Annotated in this window: 19 protein-coding genes, 1 pseudogene and 1 riboswitch; of the genes and pseudogenes, 10 read left to right on the top strand and 10 right to left on the bottom strand. The window is 75.8% G+C overall.

The window, feature by feature from the left end; translation table 11 throughout:
- Positions 1-18: 18 nt before the first annotated feature.
- The 5 genes from ACI791_RS07780 to cobG form a co-directional block, all read right to left on the bottom strand.
- A complete protein-coding gene (locus ACI791_RS07780; protein ID WP_456585529.1) occupies positions 19-1251 on the bottom strand; it encodes an MFS transporter in 1233 nt (410 codons plus the stop codon).
- A 47-nt stretch (positions 1252-1298) separates the two neighbouring features.
- Positions 1299-2816, bottom strand: a complete 1518-nt coding sequence (locus ACI791_RS07775; protein WP_456585528.1) for a precorrin-2 C(20)-methyltransferase — start codon at positions 2814-2816, stop codon at positions 1299-1301.
- Positions 2813-3433 (bottom strand): precorrin-8X methylmutase, encoded by a 621-nt coding sequence (locus ACI791_RS07770; RefSeq protein WP_456585527.1) that lies wholly within the window; start codon positions 3431-3433, stop codon positions 2813-2815. Before ACI791_RS07770 ends, ACI791_RS07775 begins: the two co-directional genes overlap by 4 nt.
- Positions 3434-3495: 62 nt before the next feature.
- On the bottom strand, positions 3496-4752 hold the full coding sequence (locus ACI791_RS07765; RefSeq protein ID WP_456585526.1) for a DUF222 domain-containing protein: 1257 nt from the start codon (positions 4750-4752) through the stop codon (positions 3496-3498).
- Positions 4753-4868: 116 nt separating this feature from the next.
- Positions 4869-6038, bottom strand: a complete 1170-nt coding sequence (gene cobG / locus ACI791_RS07760; RefSeq protein WP_456585525.1) for a precorrin-3B synthase — start codon at positions 6036-6038, stop codon at positions 4869-4871.
- 278 nt (positions 6039-6316) lie between these two features.
- Positions 6317-6380, top strand: a riboswitch (cobalamin riboswitch).
- A gap of 52 nt (positions 6381-6432) precedes the next feature.
- On the opposite strand from cobG, the gene cobN reads away from it, so the two are divergent.
- Positions 6433-10062: a cobaltochelatase subunit CobN gene (gene cobN, locus ACI791_RS07755; protein ID WP_456585524.1), complete on the top strand. Its 3630-nt coding sequence runs from the start codon at positions 6433-6435 to the stop codon at positions 10060-10062.
- 94 nt (positions 10063-10156) lie between these two features.
- Here the strand turns inward: cobN and ACI791_RS07750 are convergent, their stop codons facing one another.
- Entirely contained in the window at positions 10157-10504 is a 348-nt protein-coding gene (locus ACI791_RS07750) for a hypothetical protein (protein ID WP_456585523.1), read from the bottom strand.
- The gene (locus ACI791_RS07745) at positions 10501-10926 is read right to left on the bottom strand and encodes a DUF1622 domain-containing protein (protein WP_456585522.1); all 426 of its coding nucleotides are present in this window, start codon (positions 10924-10926) and stop codon (positions 10501-10503) included. The genes ACI791_RS07750 and ACI791_RS07745 overlap by 4 nt, the downstream gene beginning before the upstream one ends.
- A gap of 59 nt (positions 10927-10985) precedes the next feature.
- Here ACI791_RS07745 and ACI791_RS07740 point away from each other — a divergent pair, with 59 nt between their 5' ends.
- Both ACI791_RS07740 and ACI791_RS07735 read left to right on the top strand, forming a co-directional pair.
- Entirely contained in the window at positions 10986-11450 is a 465-nt protein-coding gene (locus tag ACI791_RS07740) for an SRPBCC family protein (protein ID WP_456585521.1), read from the top strand.
- 56 nt (positions 11451-11506) lie between these two features.
- On the top strand, positions 11507-12583 hold the full coding sequence (locus ACI791_RS07735) for a hypothetical protein (protein ID WP_456585520.1): 1077 nt from the start codon (positions 11507-11509) through the stop codon (positions 12581-12583).
- 131 nt (positions 12584-12714) lie between these two features.
- Here ACI791_RS07735 and ACI791_RS07730 read toward each other — a convergent pair.
- Together ACI791_RS07730 and ACI791_RS07725 are read right to left on the bottom strand one after the other, a co-directional pair.
- Positions 12715-13199 (bottom strand): annotated as a pseudogene (locus tag ACI791_RS07730) (acetyl-CoA hydrolase/transferase C-terminal domain-containing protein).
- Between the two features lie 25 nt (positions 13200-13224).
- Positions 13225-14172 (bottom strand): hypothetical protein, encoded by a 948-nt coding sequence (locus tag ACI791_RS07725; RefSeq protein ID WP_456585669.1) that lies wholly within the window; start codon positions 14170-14172, stop codon positions 13225-13227.
- A 356-nt stretch (positions 14173-14528) separates the two neighbouring features.
- Between ACI791_RS07725 and ACI791_RS07720 the strand changes: the two genes are divergently transcribed.
- The 4 genes from ACI791_RS07720 (at position 14529) to ACI791_RS07705 (ending at position 18318) form a co-directional block, all read left to right on the top strand.
- Positions 14529-15167 carry a hypothetical protein gene (locus ACI791_RS07720; RefSeq protein ID WP_456585519.1) on the top strand — a complete coding sequence of 213 codons (639 nt, stop codon included), beginning with the start codon at positions 14529-14531 and terminating at the stop codon, positions 15165-15167.
- A 106-nt stretch (positions 15168-15273) separates the two neighbouring features.
- Positions 15274-16149, top strand: a complete 876-nt coding sequence (locus ACI791_RS07715; RefSeq protein ID WP_456585518.1) for an alpha/beta fold hydrolase — start codon at positions 15274-15276, stop codon at positions 16147-16149.
- A gap of 225 nt (positions 16150-16374) precedes the next feature.
- A complete protein-coding gene (locus tag ACI791_RS07710; protein WP_456585517.1) occupies positions 16375-17403 on the top strand; it encodes an LLM class flavin-dependent oxidoreductase in 1029 nt (342 codons plus the stop codon).
- 78 nt (positions 17404-17481) lie between these two features.
- Positions 17482-18318, top strand: coding sequence for an HpcH/HpaI aldolase/citrate lyase family protein (locus ACI791_RS07705; RefSeq protein WP_456585516.1), 837 nt, complete (start codon positions 17482-17484; stop codon positions 18316-18318).
- Between the two features lie 63 nt (positions 18319-18381).
- Here the strand turns inward: ACI791_RS07705 and ACI791_RS07700 are convergent, their stop codons facing one another.
- On the bottom strand, positions 18382-20013 hold the full coding sequence (locus tag ACI791_RS07700) for a glycoside hydrolase family 13 protein (protein WP_456585515.1): 1632 nt from the start codon (positions 20011-20013) through the stop codon (positions 18382-18384).
- 135 nt (positions 20014-20148) lie between these two features.
- Here ACI791_RS07700 and ACI791_RS07695 point away from each other — a divergent pair, with 135 nt between their 5' ends.
- From ACI791_RS07695 to ACI791_RS07685, 3 genes are read left to right on the top strand one after another with little or no spacing between them, the layout of a single operon-like run.
- On the top strand, positions 20149-21378 hold the full coding sequence (locus ACI791_RS07695; RefSeq protein ID WP_456585514.1) for a saccharopine dehydrogenase family protein: 1230 nt from the start codon (positions 20149-20151) through the stop codon (positions 21376-21378).
- Between the two features lie 47 nt (positions 21379-21425).
- Positions 21426-21995, top strand: coding sequence for a DNA-directed RNA polymerase subunit alpha C-terminal domain-containing protein (locus ACI791_RS07690; protein ID WP_456585513.1), 570 nt, complete (start codon positions 21426-21428; stop codon positions 21993-21995).
- A 45-nt stretch (positions 21996-22040) separates the two neighbouring features.
- The gene (locus ACI791_RS07685) at positions 22041-23804 is read left to right on the top strand and encodes a bifunctional 3'-5' exonuclease/DNA polymerase (RefSeq protein WP_456585512.1); all 1764 of its coding nucleotides are present in this window, start codon (positions 22041-22043) and stop codon (positions 23802-23804) included.
- The last annotated feature ends 19 nt before the right edge of the window (positions 23805-23823 follow it).

Genomic DNA, 23823 nt, shown 5'->3' with positions numbered 1-23823 from the left:
GAGGACGAGCTCCTCCTGTCAGGCCGGGAGGCGTTCCCTGGTCGCGCCGGGCGCGCCCCCGGGGAGCCGGGCGCGGCGGCGGCGCAGCCGCACCCCGCCGATGGCCAGCAGCGCCAGGACGACGAGCACCGCGGCGTAGATCTCGGTGACGGTCTCCAGGCCGATCACCGCCGCGGCCGAGCCCGCGACCACCGCCGGGACGCTGAAGCTCAGGTAGCCGACGACGAACACGCTGGACAGCAGCCCGGCGCGCTCGGCAGGCGCGACGCCGGCGCTGACGGTCGCCACCGACCCGAGGAACGACAGGCCGAAGCCGAGGCCGGAGACGACCGCGGAGACGAAGAGCACGGCGACCTGCCCGGTGAGCAGGGCGGCGATCGTGCCGGCGACGCCGCCGGCGAACAGCGTCGCGCCGCCGACCATGGCCCGCTCGGCGGGCAGGTTCCGGCCGAGGATCGCGCCGATGCCGCCGGACCCGTGCATGGCCAGCACCATCAGGCTGCCGACCAGGTGGTCCTCGATGCCGAACACCGAGGCGACGAGGGACGGACCGAGGGACAGGTAGAGCCCGCCGAGCGCCCAGGCCGCGACCATGACCGGCAGCACCGTGAGGAACGCCGGCCGCTGGGAGCGGGGCACCCGCACGGTCGGGCGCAGGGACCGCACGGCACCCGGGGAGCGCGGTGAGGTCTCGGGCAGCACGACGACGGCCAGGGTGGCCAGCAGCACGGTGACGGCGAGGACGCCGAAGACCCAGCGGGACGGCGTGGCGACGTACTCGACGACCAGGCCGGCGCCGACCGCACCCACCGACAGGCCCAGGCCCGGCGCGGCGCTGTTGAGCAGGGCGCCCAGCGGACGGCCCGGGCGCTGGGTGTCCAGCAGCAGGGCGCCCAGCGTGCCGGTCAGCACGCCCATGGAGAGGCCTTGCAGCACGCGGGCAACCAGCAGCCAGCTCACCGCGTCCGCGGTCAGGAAGACCAGCATGGCGGCCGCCTGCAGCAGCAGCCCGGCGGCCACCACCGGCCGGCGCCCCACGTGGTCGGAGAGCCCGCCCGCGACGAGCAGCGCGGCCAGCAGCGCGAGGGCGTAGATGCCGAAGACCGTCGTGAGCATGCCCGGACCGAAGCCGAACTGCTCCTGGTAGACGCGGTACAGCGGCGTCGGCACGCCGGACGCGGCCAGCACCAGCAGGAGGAGGCCGGCCGTGGTCCAGAACGCGGGGGTGCGGGAGAGCGTCGGAGGTGCCACGGTGGTGGGCAAGGGCAACGGTCTCCGCGGCATTCCCGTCCGGCGTGTCAGCGTGGGTAGCTGCGGGAGGTGTAGACCGCTCCCGACGGCGTGACCCGGGTCTGCGACGAGCCGATCATGACCAGGCAGCGCATGTCCACCGTCGCCGGGTCCAACGCGCCGAGGGTGGTCACCCGGACGGTCTCCTCGGGGCCGCCGACGTCCCGGCCCACGACCAGCACGGTCTCCGGGGGGCGCGTCTCCAGCAGCACCTGCAGCGCCTCGCCGAGCTGGTGCGGGCGGTGCTTCGACCGCGGGTTGTAGAGGGCGATGACCAGGTCGGCGGCGGACGCGTGCCGCAACCGGTCGACGATCACCTCCCAGGGCTTCAGGACGTCGGACAGCGACATGACGCAGAAGTCGTGGCCGAGCGGAGCACCGACCCGGGAGGCCACCGCCTGGGCGGCGGTCAGCCCGGGCACCACACGCACCGGGACGCCGGCGAACTGGGGCCGCTCGGCGACCTCCAGCACCGCGGCCGCCATGGCGAAGACCCCCGGGTCCCCGCTGGACACGACGGCCACCCGCCGGCCGGACCGCGCCAGCTCCAGGGCGTGCGCGGCGCGGTCGGCCTCGACGCGGTTGTCGCTGGCGTGGCGGGTCTGGCGGGGATTGGCCGCCACCCGGTCCAGATAGGGGCCGTAGCCGACGAGGTCGTCGGCGCAGGCCAGCGCCTCGGCGGCCTCCGGCGTCGTCCAGCTCCGCGAGCCGGGGCCGAGGCCGACGACGACGACCTCGCCGTGCGGTGCGGCCTGTCCGGTCGGCGGGGCCGGCTCGGTGCCCTGTGGGGTCAGCGGGCTGGGCAGCAGGGCCAGGGAGAAGTACGGGACGCTCGCCGGGTCGACGTCGGCCAGCGGCAGGCAGCGCTGGCGATCGGTGGTGGCGCGCTCGACGTAGAGGGCCCGGTCGAGGACGCCGGCCCGCTCGAAGGCCTCGCGCACCCGGGGGAACGTGCGGCCGAGCTTCATGACCGCGGCGGAGTCGGTGGCCGCGAGCCGCGCGGCGAGCTCGTCGGCCGGCAGGGTGCCGGGCAGGACGGTGAGGACCTCGTCACGCTCGACCAGCGGCCGGCCGACGGCGGCGGCCGCGCCGCTGACGCTGGTGACGCCCGGGACCACCTCGGTCGGGTAGCGGTGTGCCAGCCTCTTGTGCATGTGCATGTAGGAGCCGTAGAAGAGCGGGTCGCCCTCGGCGAGGACGACGACGTCGCGGCCGGCGTCGAGGTGCGCGGCGAGCCGGGCGGCGGCGGCCTCGTAGAACTCGTCGATCGCACCCTGGTAGCCGCCGGGGTGGTCGGTGGTCTCGGTGGTGACGGGGTAGACCAGCAGCTCCTCTACCTGGCCTTCCCGCAGGTAGGGCTCGGCCAGCGCGCGGGCGACCGACCGCCCGTGCCGGGCGGCGTGGAACGCCACGACGTCGGCGGACCCGATCAGGCGGGCGGCCTTGACGGTGACCAGCTCCGGGTCGCCGGGGCCCAACCCGACCCCGTAGAGACGGCCGGGGGTGGTGGCGTCCGTGGTGCTCACTCCTCGGTGCTCGCGATCGCGTTGATCGCCGCGGCGGTGATGGCGCTGCCGCCGCGCCGGCCGTGTACGACCAGGTGCTCCAGGTCGGAGGCGGCGAGGGCCTCCTTGGACTCCACCGCGCCGATGAACCCGACCGGGATGCCGATGACGGCGGCCGGCCGGGGTGCGCCCGCGGCCACCATCTCCAGCAGGTGGAACAGGGCGGTGGGCGCGTTGCCGATCGCGACGACGGCGCCGTCGAGCCGGTCGCGCCACAGCTCCAGGGCGGCGGCGGTGCGGGTGGTGCCGAGGTCGGCGGCCAGGCCGGGGGTGCGCGGGTCGTTCAGGGTGCAGACGACGTCGTTGTCCTTCGGCAGCCGCCGGCGGGTGATGCCGCTGGCGACCATCTGCGCGTCACAGAGCACCGGCGCGCCGGCGCGCAGCGCCTCGCGGGCGCGCTCGACCACCGCGCCGGAGTGGGCGACGTCGTCGACCAGGTCGACCTGCCCGCAGGCGTGGATCATCCGCACCGCCACCTGGGCGACGTCGGCGGGCAGGCTCGCGAGGTCCGCCTCGGCGCGGATGGTCGCGAACGAGCGCCGGTAGATCTCGGCGCCGTCCTTCTCGTAGTCGTACATCGGCAGGGAGGCTACGTCCCACGCTGCGACCATTCGCTCCGGGGAACGGCGGGCAGCCGGGATCAGCCCGCGCGTGCGTCGGCCGTCTGCTCGGTGCGGCGGGGGAGGAGGAGGATTTCGGTGCGGTCGGGGCGCCAGGTGCGCCATCGTCCGTCGGGTTGTCGTTCGATCCGGTATCCGTGGTGGACCTTGGTGTGGTGTCGTTCGCACAGCAGCCCTGAGTTGTCCAGTGAGGTGTCGCCGCCCTCGGCCCAGTGGATCAGGTGGTGGACGTCGCACCAGTGGGACGGGGCGTCGCAGCCGGCGAACACGCAGCCGCCGTCGCGGGCCTCCACCGCCCGGCGCAGATGCGGTGGCACGACCCGATGGGTGCGCCCCAGGTCCAGCGGCTGACCTTCGGGGCCGAGCACGATGCGGGTGACAGCGCCGTCGCAGGCCAGCCAGCGGGCGCGGGCGGCGGAGATCGTCGCGCCGAAGCCCATCCGCCCCGCGGCCGGGCCCCTCGAAGGGTCGACCAGGTCGGTCAGGTCCACGCGCACCACCACGTGCGGCTTGACCGTCCGCAGCACCGGCAGCTGCCCGGCGGCCAGGGTGGTGTCGCACAGCTGGACCAGGGCGTCGGCGGACTGCTGCGCCCGCGTCCGCGTGTCACCCGAGGGGCGGGTGGCCTGCGTGATCGACTCGACCGCGGCCTGCAGCCTCTCCCCGCCGACGGCGTCGAGCTCACCGCGCACGGACACCGATCCGTCGGCGTGCTGCACGATCACCAGCGACCGCTGCTCGGTCGGGTCGGGTTCGGGTCCGTCGGGGTCGAGCCGGGCCAGGTAGTGGTGCACCACCTGCCGCAGCTCGGCGTAGGGCTGGGTCGCCGCCACCTCCGCCAGGGCCGCATCCACCCCCGCCACATCGACGCCCTGCGCCTGCGCGGCGGCCAGGTGCTCCGGCGCCGCGACCGGCGCGACCGCGGCCACCCCCTCGGCCGACACCGCACCGGCCACCGCCGCGGCAGCGACCGCCGGCAACTCCGCCAGTGCCCGCCCCGAACCCACCAACCGCGACGCCGCAGCCGCCGAGAACCCGGCGTGCCCGCGCAGCCAGGAGGCCATCGTCTTCAGCCCGTCGTGCTCGGCGGCCTGGGTGACCTCGCACTCCCACACCGTGCGCGCCACCTGCGCGGCCAGCCGGTTCGACGCGGTCAACAGGCCACCGAGCCGGTCCAGCAACTCCGGGCCGAACCGGTCCGCCAGCTCCTCGGCGGCCAGGTCGTCCAGCGCGGCCGCCAACCGGCTCAGCGCATCGGACCCACCCGTCGAACGCATGTACGAAGAATACCGCCCGCCCGCCGCCGACGCAGGACGAATCCCCAGGTGAGCGGCTCGTCCACAGCTTGCCGTGACGTCTTGACGGGCCGACGGCTCTCGTCGCCGGCGCTGCCTCAGCGGGAAGTCGGATCCCTGTCGACGCGGTAGCCCGAGCCGGTCGCCACGACGTCGACCACGCCGCCGGCCGGCCGGCCGCAGCGGCGTTCGCAGCCGGCCCAGTGCTGTCGTGCCCCGCCGGCGGGCAGGGTGCCGGCTGCGACAGCGGCCTCGGCGTCGGCACGTACGTCGGCTCGCGACTTCGCGCACCCGGGCAGGCCGGCGCAGGAGGTGACGTGCAGCCAGGGGCTGCCCGGCTCCAGGACCAGACCGGCAGCCGCCAGGGCGTCCGACGCGCTCCCGTCGGCGAGGTCGGGTACCACGACGCTGCGCCACGGCGTCAGCTGCAGCTCGGACGGGCCGACGTCGGCGAGCACGGCGGCCTGTCCGGCCGTGAGTCGCCCCAGCGGGACGACGCCGACCAGCGCCGTCCGCCCGTCGTCCTGGGCCACCGGACCGGCGGGGCCGGTCCGGGGTGCGCTCGGTGCGGGCACCCGCTCTGCCCGGGCGCCGCCCAGGGCCGCGGCGACCCGCTCCGCGCCGCCGGCCAGCTCCGCCAGCCGCCAGGCGGTACCGCCCTGGGCCGCCCGCTCGGCGACGAAGGCGCGCGTGGCGGCCAGCGCCAGGTCCACCGCGTCCTCGGGCCGGGCCCGGACGCCGGAGTCGGCGCCGGCCAGGAGCAGTGCCACCGCGTCGGGGGCGAGCGCGAGGACGGTGACGTCGGCACCCTGCCCGGCGACGTCGCCGCGGCCGTCGTCGAACGCGGCCAGGAAGCGGCCCGGCAGCTGCGCGAGGGCGGGGTCGGCGCACAGACCGGCGTCGAAGGCCGGCACCCACGGACGCACGTCGACCAGCCCGCCGGAGCGGCCGCTGAGCACGCTGGCGAGCACGTTGCGCGCGGTCTCGTGCGTCGGGCTCGGCAGCAGCCCGGCCGCCGCCAGCCGCTCGCCCAGCTCGGGCTCCGATCCGCGCGCCAGCCCGCGCAACTGCACGTTTCCGCGGCTGGTCAGCTCGAGCGCGCCGTCGCCGAGCTCTCCGGCCGCGGTCATCAGCACCCGCAGCTGTGCGGTGGTGAGGACGCCGCCGGGCACCCGCACCCGCGCCAGCGCGCCGTCGGCGGCCGGGTGGGTCTGCAGGGCGCCCGGGCAGGCGTCCGCACGGTCGCGGGCCGCCGCCGGGAAGGTCATGGCGGAGAAGGCTACGTCCCGGCGCCCGGCCCGCCGGCGTCGAAGGACATCCGCACCCGCGGCGGTCCGCCCGGCTCCGGGCCTCGGCCATGGCGGCCGCGCGGCGGTGCTGGTCGGGGGTCGCGGTGTGCTGCACGACGGCGACCTCCGCGTTCCGCATCGCCCTTCGCCGAGGAACCGGTCGATAGCCCTCCTTCCCCCCGGATGCGGACGGTGGGTGCTGCCCCGCGCCGCGCAGGCACCCCGGTAGCGTCCGGGCCACATCACGGCAGTGCAGCGAGGAAACCGGTGCGATCCCGGTGCGGTCCCGCCACTGTGAGCCCTCGGGTGAGCCAGACACTCCGGCTGCCGTGCCGAGCGGACCGGGGCGCGGACCCCGAGGGAGGCGGAACTCGTGTTCACCCTGCTCTCCACCAGCGACACCGACCTGCTGTCCGCCCGTGCCAGCGCCGCCGACTGGCGCCTGGGCAACCCGGTCCGCCTCGGCACCGACGGTGTCGCCGCGCTCGTCGAGGGCAGCGACGTGGTGGTGGTCCGCATCCTCGGCGTCCGGCGGCAGTACGAGGAGATGCTCGCGCCGCTGCTGGCCGGGCCCGCGCCGGTCGTCGTCCTCGGCGGCGAGCAGGTGCCCGACGCCGAGCTGATGGAGCTCTCCACCGTTCCGATGGGCGTGGCCACCGAGGCGCACGGCTACCTCGCCCAGGGCGGGCCGGACAATCTCGTCCAGCTGCACCGCTTTCTCTCGGACACGGTGCTGCTCACCGGCGAGGGGTTCGACCCGCCGTCGGTCGCCCCCGCCTGGGGGCTGCTGGAGCGCACCGCCCGGGCGACGACCGGCCCGCGGATCGCCGTCCTCTACTACCGGGCGCACCACCTGGCCGGGAACACCGCGTTCGTCGAGGAGCTCTGCACCGCGATCGAGGACGCCGGCGGCCAGGCGCTGCCGGTGTTCACCGCCAGCCTGCGCACCGTCGAGCCCGACCTCCTCGACACGCTGCGCGGGGCCGACGCCCTCGTCGTCACGGTGCTCGCCGCCGGCGGCTCCCGGCCGGCGACCGCCTCCGCCGGCGGTGACGACGGCGCCTGGGACATCGGGGCCCTGGCCGAGCTCGACGTGCCGGTGATCCAGGGGCTGTGCCTCACCCGGTCCCGTGCGGAGTGGCTGGCCGACGACGACGGCCTCTCGCCGCTCGACGTCGGCAACCAGGTGGCGATCCCGGAGTTCGACGGCCGGCTGATCAGCGTGCCGTTCTCGTTCAAGGAGACCGACGCCGACGGGCTGACGCACTACGTGGCCGACCCCGAGCGGGCCGCCCGCGTGGCCGGCACCGCCGTCGCGCACGCCCGGCTGCGGCACACCCCGCCCGCCGAGCGCCGGATCGTGGTCATGCTGTCCGCCTACCCGACCAAGCACGCCCGCATCGGCAACGCCGTCGGCCTGGACACCCCCGCCTCGGTCGTCCGGCTGCTCGCCGCGATGGCCGGCCAGGGCTACGACATCGGCCCCTTCGACGGGCCGGGCGCGCTGCCCGGCGTCGCCGACCTCGACGGCGACGCGCTCGTGCACGCGCTCATCGCCGCCGGTGGCCAGGACGCCGACTGGCTGACGCAGGAGCAGCTCAGCGGCAACCCCGTCCGCATCCCCGCCGCCGAGTACCGCGCGTTCTTCGACACACTCCCCGCGGACCTGCGGGGCGCGATGGAGGAGCACTGGGGCCAGGCGCCCGGCTCGCTGTTCGTGGACGGCGACGGCGACGACCAGGCGATCGTCTTCGCCGCCCTGCGCGCGGGCAACGTCGTGGTGATGGTGCAGCCGCCGCGCGGCTTCGGCGAGAACCCGATCGCGATCTACCACGACCCCGACCTGCCGCCCTCGCACCACTACCTGGCCGCCTACCGGTGGCTGCGGGAGTCTTTCGGTGCGCACGCGCTGGTGCACGTCGGCAAGCACGGCAACATGGAGTGGCTGCCGGGCAAGACGGTGGGGCTGTCGGCCTCGTGCGGCCCCGACGCCGCCATCGGCGACCTGCCGCTGATCTACCCGTTCCTGGTCAACGACCCCGGCGAGGGCAGCCAGGCCAAGCGCCGCGCGCACGCCACGCTGATCGACCACATGGTTCCGCCGATGGCCCGCGCGGACTCCTACGGCGACATCGCCCGGCTAGAGCAGCTGCTCGACGAGCACGCCAACGTCGCGGCCATGGACCCGGCCAAGCTGCCGGCCGTCCGCGCCCAGATCTGGACCCTGCTGCAGGCCGCCAAGCTCGACGCCGACCTCGGCCTGAACGAGCGGCCCGCGGACGACCACTTCGACGAGATGATCCTGCACGTCGACGGGTGGCTCTGCGAGATCAAGGACTCCCAGATCCGCGACGGCCTGCACGTCCTCGGCACCCCGCCGGCCGGCCAGGACCGGATCGACCTCGTGCTGGCCATGCTGCGCGCGCGGCAGATCTGGGGCGGGTCGGTGGCGCTGCCGGGGCTGCGGGAAGCGCTCGGCCTGCGCGAGGACGGCACCGCCGGGCTCAAGGCGACCGACGAGGTCGAGGCCCGGGCGGAGGCGCTCGTGGCCGGCATGGAGGCCCGGGGCTGGTCGCCGGCGGCGGTCGCCGACGTCGTCGGAGACGTGCTCGGCAGGACGGACGACGGGGTGGCCGCGATCCTCCGCTTCGCCGTCGACGAGGTGGTGCCGCGGTTGGCGCGGACCACCGACGAGCTCGACGCCACCCTCCACGCGCTCGAGGGCGGCTACGTGCCGGCCGGGCCGTCGGGCTCGCCGCTGCGCGGGCTGGTCAACGTGCTGCCGACCGGGCGCAACTTCTACTCGGTCGACCCGCGAGCGGTGCCCTCCCGGCTGGCCTGGGAGACCGGGCAGGCCATGGCCGAGTCGCTGGTCACCCGCTACGTCGCCGACACCGGCGACCACCCCCGCTCGGTCGGACTGTCGGTGTGGGGCACCTCGGCGATGCGCACCTCCGGCGACGACGTCGCCGAGGTGCTCGCGCTGCTCGGCGTCCGCCCGGTGTGGGACGACGCCTCCCGGCGAGTGACGGGGCTCGAACCCGTCCCGCTCGACGAGCTGGGCCGCCCGCGGATCGACGTCACCGTGCGGATCAGCGGCTTCTTCCGGGACGCCTTCCCGCACGTGGTGACCATGCTCGACGACGCCGTCACCCTGGCGGCCTCCCTGGACGAGCCCGACGACCAGAACTTCGTCAAGGCGCACGTGGAGGCCGACGTCGCCACCCACGGCGACCGGCGGCGGGCCACCACCCGGGTGTTCGGGTCCAAGCCGGGTGCCTACGGCGCGGGGCTGCTGTCGCTGATCGACAGCCGCGACTGGCGCGGGGACGCCGACCTCGCGGAGGTGTACGCGGTCTGGGGCGGCTACGCCTACGGCCGCGACCTCGACGGCGTGCAGGCGAGGCCGGACATGGAGGCCGCGTACAAGCGGATCGCCGTCGCGGCCAAGAACGTCGACACCCGCGAGCACGACATCGCCGACTCCGACGACTACTTCCAGTACCACGGCGGCATGGTGGCCACGGTGCGGGCGCTCACCGGTGCGGCACCGAAGGCCTACATCGGTGACTCCACCCGCCCGGAGCAGGTGCGCACCCGATCGCTGACCGAGGAGACCGCCCGGGTGTTCCGCGCGCGGGTGGTCAATCCGAAGTGGCTGGCCGCCATGCGCCGGCACGGCTACAAGGGCGCCTTCGAGCTGGCCGCCACCGTCGACTACCTGTTCGGCTACGACGCCACGACCGGCGTGGTCGCCGACTGGATGTACGAGAAGCTGGCCCAGACCTACGTGCTCGACCCGGAGAACCGCGAGTTCATGGAGACGTCGAACCCGTGGGCGCTGCACGGCATCGCCGAGCGGCTGCTCGAGGCGGTCGATCGGAAGATGTGGGCCGAGCCCGACCCGGCGCTGCTCGCCGAGCTGCAGCAGGCCTACCTCGACACGGAGGGCGACCTCGAGGGCGGGGAGACGCCGGCCGCCGTCGACGCCGGCCGGTCCTGATCCGGCGGGCTGCCGACCGTCTCGGGGCTGTCGACCGGGGATGGCCCGACGACGGGGGAGGTGGCCGGCGGATCGCAGCCGGGCCGGCCGGTCGTCACGCCCGCCAGGCGGGCCGGAGCAGGCGGCGCGCCGCGTCGTCGTACCGCCGGGGCGGCCGGCCTGGGCGGCGGGGCCGGGTCTCCGCCCACGAACGGGCCCCGAGCCGCAGGCCGTAGCCCACCAGGTGGCGCAGCCCGATGACGACGGCCGCGGTGGCCAGCGCCTGCCAGCTGGGGTCACCGACCAGCCGGAGCAGCCCTGCGGCGACCAGCATGTCGAGCAGGACGCCCAGGGCCAGCGCGGGCCGGCGGGTGGCGGCGAGGGTGACCAGGCCGCTGACGAGCGCCGCGCCGGCGACGAGCTGCGCGGCGGTACCGGAGACGGCCGCCAGCGTGGAGATCACCTGGTGCGTCCGGCCCGCGACGTCGACCGGTCCGTCCCCGGCGACGAGGCGTCGTCCGGACCGTCGGTGGACCGGTTCTCGTCCTCCTCCATCTGCCGGCGCTCCTCGGCGATCTCCTTGCCCAGGAAGTAGTTCAGCGCCGTCCGGATCGCGGCGATGGCGGCGAGCTGGCCGATCTCCTCCCAGCTGGGGGCCACGGCCGTGCGCAGGACGTCGCCGGCCAGCTGGAACTCCAGCCCCAGGGCGAGGAACCGACCCAGCGTCAGGCGGACCGGGAGGAAGCCGTCGGCCGCGCGGTGCCGCAACCCGACCCACAGGAACCGGACGAAGGCCCAGACCGCCCCGACGATGATGACCGCGGCGCCGCAGGCCTCTACGAAGACGACCAGGACGTCGACGACTTCCTGCAGCAGCTCTTCCACGCGGCGCGCATACCCGGGCCTTCCACCCGACCACGCATCACAACTGCGAGACTTCTGGTGTGCGCGAGCTACGTCACTCCGAGTCCATCACCGTCGCCGCGTCCCCGGAGGACCTCTACGACCTGGTCTCCGACGTGACCCGCACCGGCGAGTGGAGCCCGGTCTGCGCGGCCTGCTGGTGGGACGAGGGCGCCTCGGGCACGGTCGGGGACTGGTTCACCGGCCGCAACGTCACCCCCGACCGGACCTGGGAGACGCGCTCGCAGGTCGTGGCGGCCGACCGCGGCCGGGAGTTCGCCTGGCTCGTCGGAAAGGGCTACGTCCGCTGGGGCTTCACCCTCGGGCCGGCCGACGGCGGCACGCGGCTCACCGAGTCCTGGGAGTTCCTCCCCGCCGGGCTGGCCTACTTCGCCCAGCGCTTCGGCGACAAGGCGCAGGAGCAGATCGACCTGCGCACCCGCCAGGCGCGCGAGGGCATCCCCGCGACGCTCGCGGCCATCAAGCGGATCGCCGAGGAAGGCTGAGCGGTCCGGCACCGACCGCCGCGCCTGGATCCGGCGCGGCGGGGTAACGGGCGCCCATGCCGCTGGGACTGCCACCGCCCGCCGACCTCCTCCGGCTCCCGGGCGCCGTGACCGACGCCGTCCGCGCCCTGGGCGCGGTCCTGCCCCGGGTCGAGGCCCTGATGCCGCGGGCGGAGGACGTCCTCGCGCGCGCCGGGGTCCTGCTCGACCGCGCCGCGCCCGCGATCGGCCAAGCCCTGCCGGCGCTGCCCCGGGTGGTCGGGACGGCGGCGGCAGTGCTGGAACGGGTGGCCGGGGTGCTCACGCCGGAGCGGACCGCCGCCGTCGGGGAGCTGCTGGACCGGGTGCTGGCCGACCGGCGGCTGGACCGGCTGCTGGACCTGGCCACCGACGGCCGCGCCGACCGGCTCCTCGACCGGCTGCTGGAGCTCGCCGCCGACGGGCGGATCGACCGGGTGCTGGAGCTCGCCGCCGACGGGCGGATCGACCGGGTGCTGGAGCTCGCCGCCGACGGGCGGGCCGACCGGGTGCTGGACCTCGTGACCGACGGGCGGGCCGACCGGGTGCTGGAGCTCGCCGCCGACGGGCGGGCCGACCGGGTGCTGGACCTCGTGACCGACGGGCGGGCCGACCGGGTGCTCGCCCGCCTCGACGCCCTCCTCGCCGACGACCGCGCCGACCGGGTCCTGCACCGCGCCGACGAACTGCTGCACGACGACCGGCTGCGCGGGGTCGGCGACCGGCTGGACCGGGTGCTCGCCGAGGAGCACGTGGAGCGGCTGGAGCGACTGATCCCCGAGGGCGGCCTGGCGGCGGCGCTGCGGTTGTTCGCCCGGTTCGAGCAGGCTCTCCCGGAGCCCCGCGCCGAGGAGCTCGCCGACCTGCTGCAGCGCGGCGCGGCGGTGCTCACGGGGGAACGCACCCAGCACCTGGCGGCGCTCGTCGACCGGGCGCCGTGGCTGACCGGCGCGCTGGAGGGGGACGAGCTGCCCAGCAGCCGGGAGCTGGGCCGGGTGCCGGCCGACCTGCACGCGATGCTGGAGATCCTCGACGACCTCCACCAGGTGCTCTCCGGGATGCCCGGCGCCACCCGGGCCCGGGAACGCGGTGCCGATCCGCATCCGCAGCTCTGACCGGTGCGGGATGAGCTCCCGGGCCGAGGGTAGGCGGCCGCCGGGGATGCCGGTCCGGCTGGGGCTCGGTGCGCCGGGTCCCCGGGGTGAACACCCACGAGGCGGTGGACACCCGAGCCTGCCGGCGGCGTTCAGCGGGGCAGCATCGAACCCGTCTCCAGGTACCGCGTGTGCCAGGACAGCGCCTCGGGAGGCAGGTGCGGGGTGTGCCGGCCGTACGCCCCGCGCTCGGCCCGCTCGAGGTAGTCCTCCAGCAGCGGGCGGTAGTCGGGGTGCGCGCAGTGCGCGATGACCGCGTGCGCCCGCCGCCGCGGCGAGAGCCCCCGGAGGTCGGCCAGCCCCTGCTCGGTGACGAGCACCTGCACGTCGTGCTCGGTGTGGTCGACGTGGGAGACCATCGGCAGGATGCTCGAGATCGCGCCGCCCTTGGCGGTCGACGGGCTCAGGAAGAACGACAGGTAGCCGTTGCGCGCGAAGTCGCCGGAGCCCCGATGCCGTTCTGGATCCGGCTGCCCATGAGGTGCGTGGAGTCGACGTTGCCGTAGATGTCGGCCTCGATCATCCCGTTCATCGCCAGCACCCCGAGGCGCCGGACGATCTCCGGGTGGTTGCTCATCTCCTGCGGCCGCAGCACGATCCGGTCACGGTAGGCGGCGGCCGAGTCGTTGAACGCCGCCGCGACCTCCGGGCCCAGGGAGAAGGCGGTCGCGGAGACCGATGAGAGCGTGCCCGAGTCCAGCAGCTCGAGCATGCCGTCCTGGATCACCTCGATGTACGCCGACAGCCCCTGGAAGCGGGAGGACTCCAGGCCGGCCAGTACGGCGTTGGCCACGTTGCCCACCCCGGACTGGAGGGGAAGCAGTCCGTCGGGCAGGCGCCCCCGGGCCCCCTCGTGCTCGAGGAACTCCACCAGGTGCCCGGCGATCCGCCGCGACGTCTGGTCGGGGGCGGCCAGCGGGCTGTTCGGGGCCGGTGCGTGCGTCTCGACGATCGCGACGATCCTCTCCGGCGCGCACCGCAGATGCGGCACGCCGATCCGGTCGGCCGGCCCGGTGAGCGGGATCGGCAGCCGGTTCGGGGGGAGGGCGGTGCCGTAGTAGATGTCGTGCATGCCCTCGAGGTCGGCGCTCTGCCAGGAGTTCACCTCGAGGACCACCCGCTCGGCGCGGTCGAGCCAGGTCTTGTTGTTGCCGATCGAGGACGACGGCACGAGGTCGCCGTCGGCGGTGATGCCGCTGACCACGACGACGGCGACGTCCAGCGGCCCGAGGAACCTCTTCCCAGGCCAGCTGGGCGACGTGCGACAGGTGGACGTCGAGGTAGTCCGTCTCCCCGGCGTTCATCTTGGCGCGGGTGACCGGGTCGGACTGGTAGGGCAGCCGCAGGTCGACGCCGTCGGCCGCGGCGAGGACGCCGTCGAGCTCCGGGGCCGTCGAGGCGCCGGTCCAGACGTTGACGCGGAAGGCCTCCCCGGCCGCGTGTGCGGAGCTGATCCGGCGGGCGAGCGCCTCGGGGACCGCCTCGGGGACCGGCTTGGGGTAGCCGGCGCCGGTGAACCCGCTCATGCCCACGGTGTCGCCGGGGCCGATGAGGGCGGCCGCGGCGACACCGTGGGCACGACCCGGCGCGCCAGGTCCGGGTGCTGGATGCGGCCGTCCCCGGCCATGGCGCGGGCCCTCCGTCAGGTCGTGCGCGCCGGCACCCGGGTGGCGCGGCCGCGTCGTCGGCCGATCCTCCCCGACGGCGCCGTCCGCGGCGCCCCGGAGCGGGCGAGGCGGTCGGCTGGGCGGTCACCGCGACGGGGCCGGCGGCCAGCCGGAGCTGGAGGACGCCCCGCCCGTGGGTGGCCCACGGCCGGTTCACGGCGGAATCACAGGTACGCCACAGCAGCGGCCCGGAGGGTGGCGGCAGCGGTCGGAGGTGCCGGCCGAGGAGGAGGAGTTCCGTGCGCAAGAAGATCATCATCGGCGCCACCGCCGGTGCGCTCAGCCTGACCGGGCTGGCCGTGGCCGTACCGGCCCTCGCCGCGCCGGGCACGACCGCCGAGGCGGCGTCCACCGCCGCCGACCGCATCCGCGATGCCCTGTCCGGCCTGGTCTCCGACGGCTCGATCAGCCAGGAACAGGCCGACGAGGTCGCCGACACGCTGGCGGAGAGCGGGCCGGGCGGCCGCGGTGGGCACCACGGAGCTGGCCGGCTGGACCTGTCGGCCGCGGCCGGGGCGCTCGGGCTGAGCGAGGAGGAGCTCCACACGGCGCTGCAGCCCGAGGGCACCACGCTCGCCGACGTCGCCGAGGCGCAGGGGGTGGCCACCGACACCCTGCTCGACGCTCTGGTGCAGGCGGAGGAGGAGCGGATCGCCGAGGCCGTCGAGCAGGGCCGGATCACCCAGGGGCAGGCCGACGAGCGGCTGGCCGACGTCGAGGAGCGGATGGCCGAGCGGATCGGGCGCACGTTCCCCGGCCGCGGTGGGGGCAAGGGCCCCCGGGGGAACGCCGCCGACCCCGGCAGCTCGACCGACGGCACGCACTCGACCGACGGCACCGAGTCGACCGAGGAGACGGAGCAGGCCCCGGCCGACTGAGTTCCTGGTCCCGTCGCCCAGCGGCGCCGCATCCCGTTCTGCGGAGGCGGCGCCGCTGCCTCCTTCCCGGGTCCTCCCGGCCGGGGGTCGCCCGTAGCCTCCCGGCATGCCCGATCAGACCTTCTCGATCGACTCCGCCTCCGACGTCCGCGTCACCGCCTACCGCTGGGATCCCGCCGGCCCGGTGCGCGGCATCGTCCAGCTGACCCACGGGATGGGTGAGCACCTGCTCCGCTACGAGCCCCTGGCCGCCGCGCTGACCGGCGCCGGCTGGGTGGTCGTGGGCCAGGACCACCGCGGGCACGGCGCCACCGCGGAGGACGGCCGCTGGGGCGACCTCGGACCCGGTGGCTGGGACGAGCTGGTGCGCGACGTCGGCCGGCTGAGCGCCCACGTGCGCGCCGGGCTGCCCGACGCCCCGCTGGTCCTGCTCGGGCACAGCATGGGGTCCTTCGCCGCCCAGCAGCACGTCCTCGACCACTCCGCGGAGCTGGCCGGCCTGGTGCTCACCGGGACGACGGTGCTGGACCTGCTCGAGCCCGCCGTCGACCTCGACGGGCCGACCGACCTCTCGGCGTTCAACGCGCCGTTCGCGCCGGCCCGCACCGACTACGACTGGCTCTCCCGCGACGAGGCGCAGGTCGACGCCTACGTCGCCGACCCGCGGTGCGGGTTCGGCCTGGCCACCGCGGACAGCCGGCAGATGTTCCTCTCGGGGCGGCAGCTGGCCGACGCCGACCGCGTGCGCCGCATCCGGCCGGGTCTGCCGGTGTACGTCGCGGTCGGCGACGCGGATCCGCTCAACGGGCAGCTGACGCTGGTCCGGGTCCTGGTCGAGCGGCTGCGGGAGGCCGGGGTGGAGGACGTGACGCTGCAGGCGTACCCCGGCGCCCGGCACGAGGTGTTCAACGAGACCAACCGCGCCGAGGTGGTCCGCGACCTGCTCGCCTGGCTGGACCGGGTCGTGCCGCCGGCGGGTTGAGCCGGCACGCGACGTGGCGGCCACCTCCGGCGAGGTGGCCGCCGCGCTGCGGTCGGGCGCATCGGGAGCCGGGGCGACCAGGCCAGCCGGTCGAGGTCCTCGGCGGGTCCGGGCCGGACGTGCCCTGCCCTGCCCCGGCAGCCCCTCGGTGCTTGACTGACGGCCGGATCCCCGCGGGGCCGGCCGGCCGGCCGGCGCCCGTCCGCGCACCCCCGGAGGACGGCCATGCACCTCGGCGTCGACAGCTTCGTCTCCGCCGTCACCGATCCCCGCACCGAGCGAGTCATCGGCCCGGAGGAACGGATGGCGCACCTGCTCGAGGAGATCGAGCTCGCCGACCGGGTCGGGCTCTACTCCTTCGGCATCGGGGAGCACCACCGGCCCGAGTACTACGACTCCGCGCCGCCGGTGATCCTCGCCGCCGCGGCGGCGAGGACGTCCCGCATCCGGCTGGGCAGCGCGGTGGCGGTGCTCAGCGCCGCGGACCCGGTGCGCGTGTTCCAGCAGTTCGCCACCCTGGACCTGATCAGCGGGGGCCGCATCGACCTGGTGGTGGGCCGCGGCTCCTTCACCGAGGCGTTCCCGCTCTTCGGCCTGAGCCTGGCCGACTACGACGAGCTGTTCGCCGAGAAGCTCGACCTGCTCCTGCAGATCCGGGAGAGCGAGCACGTCACCTGGTCCGGGAAGCACCGGCCGCCGCTGACCGGTCAGGGGGTCTACCCGCGACCGCTCCAGGACCCGCTGCCGATCTGGGTCGGCGTGGGCGGGACGCCGGAGTCCTTCGTCCGCGCCGGGCTGCTGGGCCTCCCGCTGATGGTGGCGATCATCGGCGGCGAACCCCGCCAGTTCGCCCCGCTCGTCGACCTCTACCGGCGGGCCGGTGCGCACGCCGGGCACGCGCCGGAGAAGCTCCAGGTCGGCCTGCACGTCTTCGGCTTCGTCGCCGACAGCACGCAGGCGGCCGCGGACACGATCTACCCCGGGTGGCACGAGATGTTCACCAAGGTCTCCCGCGAGCGCGGGTTCGCCGCGCCCACCAGGGCCCAGTTCGACGCGACCAGCGGGCCGGACGGCGCCTTCTTCATGGGCGATCCCGAGACGGTCGCGGCCAAGCTGCGCCGCGTCTCCGACCAGCTCGGGGGCGTGGACCGGGTGGCGCTGCAGATGACCAACCCGCGGCTGGCGCACGAGGACCTGCTGCGCGGGATCGAGCTGCTGGGCACCGAGGTCCTCCCGCGGGTCGCGGCCGGCTGACGCGGAGGCGAGGGGCCGGAACCGGCCCGGCGGGGACCCGGAGCGGTGCCGCCGGTTGATCCGTACGAGGATGTGGACGTGGCGAGAAAACGGAACGTCGGGCCGGAGGACGCACGCTCCTGGCTGCTGGTGAACGGCGCGCGCACGGAGCTGTTCGACGTGGCGCACGAATCGCGGGCGGATTCGGTGGTACTCGACATCGAGGACGCCGTCGACCCCGCGCACAAGGCGGAGGCCCGCGAGGGCGTGGTCCAGTGGCTCTCCCGGGGCGACCGCAGCGCCTGGGTGCGGATCAACGACCACTCGACGCCCTTCTGGGCCGACGACGTCGCGGGGCTGGCCGGCCTGCCGGGGCTGCTCGGGGTGATGCTGGCCAAGGCCGAGGCCGCCGAGCACGTGACCGAGACGTTCGACCGCCTCGGTGGCGCCACGCCGGTCCTGGCGCTGGTCGAGTCGGCCCTCGGCATCGAGGAGGCGGTGAACATCGCCCGCGCCCGCGGCGCCTTCCGGCTGGCGTTCGGCAGCGGCGACTACCGGCGCGACACCGGCACGAGCGCCGACGACCTGGCGATGGCCTACCCGCGCTCGCGGCTGGTGGTGGCCAGCCGCATCGGCGGGCTCCCCGGGCCGATCGACGGACCGACGGTGAGCAGCAGCCACCCGGTGCTGCGCGAGCAGACCGCCGTCACCGTCTCGCTGGGCCTCACCGGCAAGCTGTGCCTGGACATGGACCAGCTCCCGGTCATCAACGAGGTCATCAGCCCCACGCCGTCTGACGTCGCGTGGGCGCGGGACTTCCTCGCCGACTTCGACGCGCGCGGCCAGGTCATCCGCGACGGCAGCGACCTGCCCCGGCTCGGGCGCGCCCGGAAGATCGAGCGCCTGGCCCGGGTGTTCGGGGTCGAGCCCGTCTGAGGCCGTCGCCGCGCACGACGACGGAGGGCCGCCCCGCCTGCCAGGCCGGGGCGGCCGTCGCCGTCAGCCCTCGGCGAGCCAGATCGCGGTGTGCGGAGGCAGCGCCACGCTGGCCGGGGACCGGCGCACGCTGGTGTTCGAGGCCAGCAGCACCGGGCCGCGGGAGCGCACCAGCGCCGTCGCCGAGCCCATGTTGACCACGCACCGCACGACGGCGCCGTCCGCGGCGGTGCAGCGCACGGTGAGGACGTCGCCGCGTGTGCTCACCGTGGCCTCGCCGGAGCCGAGGGCCGGGTGCGCCTGACGCAGTGCGAGCGCCCGGCGATAGAGGGTCAGCATCGAGCCGCCGTCCCGTGACTGGCGGGACACCGCGTAGCGCTCCCAGTCGTCGGGGATCGGCAGCCAGGGCTCGGCCGGGCGGGTGGAGAAGCCGACTCCGGGGGACGGGTTCCAGGGCATCGGCACGCGGCACCCGTCGCGGCCCGAGCGGGCCCCTCCGCTGCGGAAGAAGATCGGGTCGCGCTTGGCCTCGTCGGGCACGTCGGCCTGCGGGAGGCCCAGCTCGTCACCGGCGTAGACGTAGGCCGAGCCGGGCAGCGCCAGCATCAGCAGCGCGGCGGCCCGGGCCCGGGCGGTGCCCACGGCGCCGCCGCCGAACCGGGTCACCTGCCGGTCCTTGTCGTGGTTGCCGAGCACCCAGGACACCGGTGCGCCGACCTCGCCGAAGGCGTCCAGGGCGCTGCGCACGCCGTCGGCGAAGGACTCCACCGACCAGGGCGACTTGAGCAGCCGGAAGGAGAACGACTGGTGCATCTCGTCCGGGCGGGAGTAGAGCGCGACCTCCCGCGGGTCGGCCAGGCAGACCTCCCCGACCAGCATCGTGCCCGGGTACTCGTCGCAGACCGACCGCCACCGGCGCCAGACGTCGTGCACCTCGGGCTGGTTCCAGGTCATCGCCTGCTCGGGGCCGTGGCCGAACAGCGTGGGGGAGTAGACGCCCGGGTTGTTCCGCAGGCCGGCGTCCTTGAACAGCCCGTAGGCGACGTCGACCCGGAACCCGCTGACGCCACGGTCGAGCCAGAAGCGCAGGGTCCGCTCGAAGTCGGCGGCGACGGCCGGGTCGCGCCAGTTGAGGTCGGGCTGCTCGGGGGCGAACAGGTGCAGGTACCAGCGGCCGTCGGGGGTGCGCGACCAGGCCGGCCCGCCGAAGAGCGAGCGCCAGTTGTTCGGCGGCTCCTCCGACGGGGGTGCGAAGTGGTAGCGGGAGGCCTCGGGGGAGTCCGGGTCGGCCAGCGCGGCCTGGAACCAGGGGTGCCGGTCGGAGGTGTGGTTGGGGACGACGTCGAGGACGACTCGCAGGCCGAGGGCGCGGGCCTCGGCGATGAGCGCCTCCAGGTCGGCCACGTCGCCGTACTCGGGGTCGACGGCGCGGTAGTCGACGATGTCGTAGCCACCGTCGGCGCCACCGGAGGGGTAGTGCGGGTTGATCCACACCGCGTCGACACCCAGCCAGGACAGGTAGGGCAGGCGCGAGCGCAGCCCGGCGAGGTCGCCGATGCCGTCGCCGTTGCCGTCGGCGAACGAGCGCAGGTAGACCTGGTACACCACCGCCGATCGCCACCAGGGGGACGACGACGTCTGGGCCGCGACCTGCTGACCGGTCGCGGTCCGCACCGTTGCGAGCCGCACTGCCATGCGACCTCCATCGGCAGGGCGGCAGCAAGGCCCGTGCCTCCTGCGCACCGGAGTGATCCGTGTGCCGTTCCGTGACCTGCCCGTGAGGTGGGGCCGCCGGCTGCCGGGGCCGGCCGGGCAGGCGAGGATGGCCGCATGGCAGCTGACGGACGGACCTACGACCTGGTCGTCTACGGGGCCACCGGTTTCGTCGGGCGGCTGCTCGCGGCCTACCTCGCCGAGCACGCCCCGGAGGGAGCCCGCATCGCGCTGGCCGGGCGGTCGCGGCAGCGGCTCGAGGAGGTCCGCGCCGGGCTGCCGGCCGCCGGCCGCGACTGGGCGCTGGAGAAGGCCGACTCCACCGACGCCGCTTCGCTGGCCGCCCTCGCCGGGAGCGCCCGCGTGCTGGTCACCACGGTCGGCCCCTACGCCCGGTACGGCCTGCCGGTGGTCGAGGCGTGCGCCCGGGCCGGCACGCACTACGCCGACCTGACCGGTGAGGTCCTGTTCGTCCGCGACGCGATCGAGCGCTGCGACGCCGTCGCCAAGGAGACCGGCGCCCGCCTCGTCCACGCCTGCGGCTACGACTCCATCCCCTCCGACCTCAGCGTGTTCCTGCTCGGCCGGCGGGCCGCGGCCGACGGTGCGGGCGGCCTCCGCGACGTCCAGCTGGTCGCCACGGCCCGGGGCGGGTTCAGCGGCGGCACGATCGACTCGATGCGGGCGCAGGTGGAGGTCCTGCAGCAGGACCCGTCGCTGCGCCGCGTCGTCGGCGACCCCTTCGCGCTCAGCCCGGACCGGGCCGCCGAGCCCGACACGCGGCAGCCCCGCGACGGCGTCCTGCCGACCCGGACCGCCGACGGGCGCTGGACGGCCGCCTTCGTCATGGCCCCGTTCAACACCCGGATCGTGCGGCGGAGCAACGCGCTGCAGGGCTGGGCGTACGGGCGGGGGATGAGCTACGGCGAGGTGATGGGCTGCGGTCGGGGCCCCGTCGGCGCGGTGACCGCCGCCGGCATCAGCGCCGGCCTGGTCGGCGCCGTCTCCGCGATGGCCTTCCCGCCCACCCGCGCGCTCCTGGACCGGGTGCTACCGGCGCCCGGCACCGGCCCGGGCGAGGCGGCCCGGCAGAGGGGCTGGTTCCGGATGGTGGTCGACGCGGAGACCGAGGACGGGCGCCGGTACCGGGCGACCGCGGCGGGGAAGGGTGACCCGGGTTACGCGGCGACGGCGGTCATGCTCGGGGAGAGCGCCCTGGCGCTCGCCCTCGACGGCGACCGGCTGCCCGACCGGGCCGGGTCGCTGACGCCGGCCACGGCGATGGGCGAGGTGCTCGTGGAGCGGCTGCGCACCGCCGGCCACACCTACGAGGTGGCCGCCCGCTGATCGGGCGCGTCGGCGGCGCCGGAGCGGCGTCGCTAGGGTTGGCCGACATGCCGATCAGCTCGCCCGACCAGCCCGCAGGGACGATCCGGGACCTCGGCCTGCCCGCGCGGGCGGTGACCGCGCTGACCCGCGCGGGGATCACCGACGTCGGGGCGCTGGCCGCGCTCACCCGGCGGGAGCTGAGCGCGGTCGCCGGGCTGGGCCCCGGCATGGTGGCCGCGATCCGCACCGTCGTCCCCGAGCCGCCCGCGCGGCTGCCCGCGGCCGGCGGGCCGCCGGCCGACCCCGCGGCCGACCGGGAGCCCGCGGCGGCGGAGGAGGAGTCCCCGGCCGCCCCGGCGATCCCGTCGTTCGCCTCCCTGCGCGGCCCGCGCCGCCGGTCGGCGGTCGACCTGCTGCTCCCGGACCCGCCGCCGCCGGGCGTGCCCGCGGACCCGGCCGCGCCGGCCGCCACGTCGCCGTCCCGCCCGCCGACCGCGCGGCCGGCACCGACCGGGCCGGCCGCCCCTGCGGCGGTGCGGCCACCGGACTACGCCGATCTGCTGCGGCTGGGGGTGCACGTCGCCCGCACGGTGCTCACCGCGCCGGCCCGCTGTCTGCGCCGGTTGCTCGGCTAGGGACCGGCCCGTGGATCCCTCGGTGCCGTCGGCGACACTGCGGGGGTGCAGCGGGTCCTGCTCCGGCGCCGCGAGTCCGCGGTGGAGGTCACGGAGCACAGCGACGACGGGTCGACGGCGGCGGCCACCCGCATCCCGGTCGAGGAGCTGCCCGCCGTCGTCGCCGAGCGGGAGGCCGCACCGGCGCCCGTCCGCTGGGTCTGGGACGACACGACCCGCTGGTACCCGGCCCTGCTGGCGGCCGGGGCGCGCGTGGAGCGCTGCACCGACCTGCGGCTGAGCCACGCCCTGCTGCGGCGGTCGCCGTTCGCCGACCAGGCGCTCCTCGTCGGTGGGGACACCGCCGGCTGGGACGCGCTGCAGCCGGTCGCGGCGGCCGGCCCCGCGCTCTTCCCGCCCGCTGATCCGGCTGACCTGCTCGACCCGGCGGCCGAGCACCGGCGCCAGCAGGCGGCCCTGGCCGCCTCGCCGCGGCGCGGCCGGCTCGCCCTGCTGCTCGCGGCGGAGTCCGCCGGCGCTCTGGTTGCCGCCGAGATGACGTACACCGGCCTGCCGTGGCGGGCCGACGTGCACGAGCGCCTGCTGACCGCGCTGCTCGGCCCCCGCCCGGTGGCCGGCGGGAGGCCGGCGGTGCTCGAGCGGCTGCTCGGCGAGATCCGTGCGGCGCTGGGCGTCCCGGGGCTCAACCCCGACTCGCCGGCCGAGCTGCTGCGAGCGCTCCAGCAGGCCGGTCTCCCGGTGGCAGACACCCGTTCGTGGACCCTCGAGCAGCTGGACCACCCCGTGATCCCGGCGCTGCTCGAGTACAAGAAGTTGATGCGGCTGCTCACGGCCAACGGCTGGAGCTGGCTGGAGACCTGGGTGCAGGAAGGGCGGTTCCGCTCCTCCTTCCTCCCCGGCGGGGTAGTCACGGGGCGGTGGGCCTCCACCGGCGGCGGCGCGCTCTCGGTGCCCACGCTCATCCGCCCCGCGGCGGTCGCGGACGACGGCTGGCGGTTCGTCGTCGCCGACGTGGCCCAGCTGGAACCGCGGGTGCTCGCGGGGATGAGCGCCGACACCGCGATGGCCGAGGCGGCGCGCGCCTCGGACCTCTACGAGGGCATGGTCGCCGGTGGGACGGTGGCGTCCCGGGCGGAGGCCAAGCTGGGCATCCTCGGCGCCATGTACGGCGGGACCCGCGGGGAGAGCGGCCGCATGATGCCACGGCTCACCCGCCGCTACCCGCGTGCCATCGGCCTGGTCGAGGAGGCGGCCCGGGCGGGGGAGCGCGGCGAGGTGGTGCACACCCTGCTGGGCCGGGGGGCGCCGTCGCCGACCGGGGCGTGGGCGCAGCGGGCGGTCGAGCTCGGGGAGCCCGCGGAGCAGGCCGGCTCCCGGGAGGACCGCGACCGCGCCCGCCGTGCGTGGGGGCCGGTTCACCCGCAACTTCGTCGTCCAGGGCACCGGCGCGGAGTGGGCGCTGTGCTGGATGGCCGACCTGCGCAACCGGTTGTGGCGGCTGGGCGGGACCGGGTCGCCGGCCGAGCGGCCGCACCTGGCCTTCTTCCTGCACGACGAGGTCGTCGTGCACGCTCCGGAAGACCTGGCCGACGACGTGGTGGAGGCGGTCCGGGCCGCCGCGTCGACCGCCGGACGCCTGCTGTTCGGCGCGTTCCCGGTGGACTTCCCGCTCGACGTCGCCGTCGTCCGGTCGTGGGCCGACGCCGGCTGAGCCGGGGTCCGCCCTACACCGCCGGGGGGCCGGTGAGGGGCAGGCGACACACGTCACGCCGTGGAAATAACCGGCCCTCGATTGTCACAACTGCATAACGGCGGTTACCGTGGCCAG

This window comes from Blastococcus sp. SYSU DS0973 (genome assembly GCF_054051055.1).
Note: the sequence above shows the minus strand (reverse complement) of the source record. Positions and strands in the feature narration are given on the sequence as shown.